Below are 3,188 nucleotides of genomic sequence, written 5' to 3'. Positions count from 1 at the left end.
CGTGAACAGGATGAGCTGTTTGAGCTGACCACCCCATTTCAGCAGCGCGAAATAGGGGCCGGAGTGCTCGAACGAGCGGGCCTCCTCGATCATCCCGAACTCGTTGGCCCGGTGTGCGTCTCGACCGGGATCCGGCCCGTCTCGTGCAGGATCACCATGAACAGCGCGGCGCTCGCCAGCAGGTGCGCCGGGCGAATGACCTGCCCGGCACTCGAGCGGACCGTGGCGGCCAGCGCGTACGGCAGGTCGGTGCCGGTCAGCAGCGCCACGGTGAACACGACGAATAGCACCACCGGCTCGGTGATCGCCGAGAACGTCTTAGCCCGGCTGGAGCCAAGCTGGGCATACGGGCTGCCGGTCTCGACCGCCGCGGTAGCGATGACGAAACTGGCCAGCGACAGCAGGAAACCGCCGCCGAGGATGTCGCCCATGTACCCGAGCGGCAGCCCGAACGTCGTCAAGACCGGGATCAGTAGCGGAATAGTCAGGTACGCCGCCACCGCGATCAGCGGCGCAGCCAGGAAGAACCAGCTCGCCCCTTCCGGCGCTAGCGCTTCCTTGCGCGCCAGCTTGGCCAGGTCGTAATACGGCTGCAGCACGCGCGGCCGCGACGGCCCTGCAGCCGCGCCTCGACCTTCGCGATGACGCCCATCAGACCCGGCGCCGCCAGCGCCACGGTGAGGACCTGCAGCAACTGGATGACCGGGATCGGGACGGCCGCACTCACCGTGCGGCCCTCTGATCATTGCCCGGCGGTCCCTGCGCCTCATCCACTGTGATGCCTCCTACCCGCTACCCGCGCAGCCCGAAAGCTACTTGTCAGGGGTAGAAGCCATCAGTGCGGCCGTCGCCGCACGGTTAAGGCGAGCCTCATCGCCAAGACATCATCTTGTCCCACACCTCGTCGGCTCGCAAGTTTCCGCAGACTGCTGCGCGGGAATCATGGCGACCGTTATCCGCGCGCTGAGATGCGGTTCCCGCCGACTGAAACCGTAGCAGCCGCTAGGTCGGGAACGTGTTCACGCCTCCCTGATCCACGGCGAAGGCAGCAGCCGCAATGCTGCGTGCCGCCTCGGCGTGTGACAACGTGGCCCACCCTTGACCGATCTCAGCCCGGGCTCGGGCCAGCTCCGCGTCTGGCCGACGACCAGGGATACCACCTGCCAGCGTCTCAGCGGCCCTCCCGAGAGCTTCCGTAGCCTGCCGTCCCGATTCAGCGGAGGCCGCAATCCAGTCCCGCTGAATCTGCCTGCGTTCCGCACGACTAGTAACAGGGTCTCGTAGTGCATCAGCAGGATCCACCATGACCGGCAGAATACGTCTCGTTCGCATCGAGGTAGTCGTGCTTGATGAACTGGGCCAAGCCGCGACCGTAGCTCGAGCGCCCCTGAGCCCACGTAATCCGGTAACGGATTGCCCCGGTGTTCACGGCCAGAAGAGAAGAGCCTGAATCATGCTGGACGGCATGCAGAAGGTCGACCCTTCGCTAGGTTTGGGCCGGTCATGGCTCGGCCTCGGGGTCATCCCGTCCAGGCTGAGCAGCCGGTTCGGGTCCGGGCTGCTGTCGTCCCGCGGCCGAGTCTGGCTCGTGCATGCCTGGTTCGGTCCTGCCAACAGTTGGCTTTCCCCCGGCAGCGGCCTGGCGTTGGGAAGGGTCCCCGGACTGGGACTCGCGGTCGATGGCCTCGGCGCCGCGGGGCCAGGCGGCGAGCTGTTCCCGCAGCTTGGTGACATCAGGCGGCCTGAGCCCTACCTCGGCAAATACCCGATCGTCCATCTGGTCCAGCCGCAGCCCCGCATCAGCGAAGTCCTGGCCGGTCAGACCCGGGTCCAGGCGGCGGGCAAAGCCGATCAGCTGCGCCGGGGTGTAACGCTCCAGCGCAGCAGCCACATCAGCGAAGTCCCGCGGCTCGACCCGGCTAGCCAGCGCGCACACCTTCCCGCCCACCACGTCTTCCAGGTCCAGCACCGGCCCGATATCCATCACCACCGGCTGGTGGTCCCGGCCGAAGTACGCCAGCTGCAGCATCATCTGCGCCCCACCGGGAGCGGTCACGACCCACTCGGCCAGCTCCTCCCCCATCCCCGGGAACAAGTCATCCAGCCCGGCCACCTGGTCCTGTCGCTCGGTCTCAAACCCTGCATGCCGCAGGGCGATCTCCACCGCCCCGGCGGCCCCCTCCACGCCATGCTCCTGATCGGTGAACAGGTCCACATCCTGCGTTGGCCGGGAGATAACCCCATAGGCCAGCAGCGCGTTTCCGCCGCCCAGCGCGAACCCGTGCTCCCGCGCCGCGGCCAGCGCCACCGCCGCCACCTGGCGGTGCAGATCACTGACCGGCATCAGGCCGCCCCGGCCGCAGCGGCACGCAGCTGCGGATGAAGCTCCTCCCACGCCTGCCGCACGCCCCGAGGCAGGTATAGCTCCGGCCACAACGCGATCAGCGTGTCCCGGTCCAGGTAGCCGGTCAGGTCTTCGGGGCGGCTGGCTTCCCGCAGCACGATCTGGTACAGCCAGCGGCGCAGGTACGGCACGTCTAGGTCGAAGACGGGACTGGGACCGCTCCAGTACAGCCGCAACGGCAGCTCCACCTGGCCCCGCGACTGCCCGCGCAGGCTTGTCAGGTCGGTCACCACAATCACGCGGCGCCCCGGCCGCGCCTGGTACCGGGTCCGCACCGCGACCGCACCCTCCGCGCTCATGCCTGAAGAATAGCCCGCGCCCACGAGGCGACACGTATTCCAACGCCCAGGGACACCTGAGGCCATCAGTTCAGGGCCACCCCGGCGACAAGGCTGACGTTCGAAGCAGGACCGGGCGCGACGCATAGGCGAACGAACTGGATCGGCCTGTCAGCAGGACCACGTGCGCCGATTGCACAGGCGGGCAGGACAGCATCGGCCGCAAGTCCCGAATCCGACGAGATATTTCACCGTGTAATTGCCGGCCATCAATGGCACGCGGTTGGATCGTGACAAGACCAGCCAATCCCTGCGGACAAGATGAGACGGAGGCGACCGTGGTAACAGATGGCACCGCGAAGCCGGCGTCCGATGCCGCTACCAGGCTCGACGCAACGGAAAGGCGACTGGTGGCCAGCATGCCGCTGCACGCGGTCACCTCCGTGCACGGCGAAGCCGGCCTACGCCAACGGCTGCTCATCGAGATCGCGCAGTTCCCTGCTGCA

General features: G+C 67.5%; 3 protein-coding genes and 1 riboswitch. All 3 genes read right to left on the bottom strand.

The features are described 5' to 3' along the window. Nucleotides 1-89: 89 nt before the first annotated feature. The gene (locus WA805_RS28825) at nucleotides 90-599 is read right to left on the bottom strand and encodes a respiratory chain complex I subunit 1 family protein (RefSeq protein ID WP_425243898.1); all 510 of its coding nucleotides are present in this window, start codon (nucleotides 597-599) and stop codon (nucleotides 90-92) included. Nucleotides 600-819: 220 nt separating this feature from the next. Then, nucleotides 820-887: riboswitch (Fluoride riboswitch) on the bottom strand. 614 nt (nucleotides 888-1,501) lie between these two features. Continuing rightward, nucleotides 1,502-2,344, bottom strand: coding sequence for a nucleotidyl transferase AbiEii/AbiGii toxin family protein (locus tag WA805_RS28820; RefSeq protein ID WP_422285446.1), 843 nt, complete (start codon nucleotides 2,342-2,344; stop codon nucleotides 1,502-1,504). After that, nucleotides 2,344-2,703, bottom strand: a complete 360-nt coding sequence (locus WA805_RS28815) for a hypothetical protein (protein ID WP_422285445.1) — start codon at nucleotides 2,701-2,703, stop codon at nucleotides 2,344-2,346. The genes WA805_RS28820 and WA805_RS28815 overlap by 1 nt, the downstream gene beginning before the upstream one ends. Nucleotides 2,704-3,188: the final 485 nt, after the last annotated feature.

The organism is Trebonia sp., assembly GCF_049794275.1.
GTDB lineage: Bacteria > Actinomycetota > Actinomycetes > Streptosporangiales > Streptosporangiaceae > Trebonia.
Note: the sequence above shows the minus strand (reverse complement) of the source record. Positions and strands in the feature narration are given on the sequence as shown.

Bases quoted from the DNA above. Each gene is read 5' to 3' on its own strand.
- WA805_RS28820 (WP_422285446.1), bottom strand. From the start codon at position 2,344: ATGCCGGTCAGTGATCTGCACCGCCAGGTGGCGGCGGTGGCGCTGGCC.
- WA805_RS28815 (WP_422285445.1), bottom strand. From the start codon at position 2,703: ATGAGCGCGGAGGGTGCGGTCGCGGTGCGGACCCGGTACCAGGCGCGG.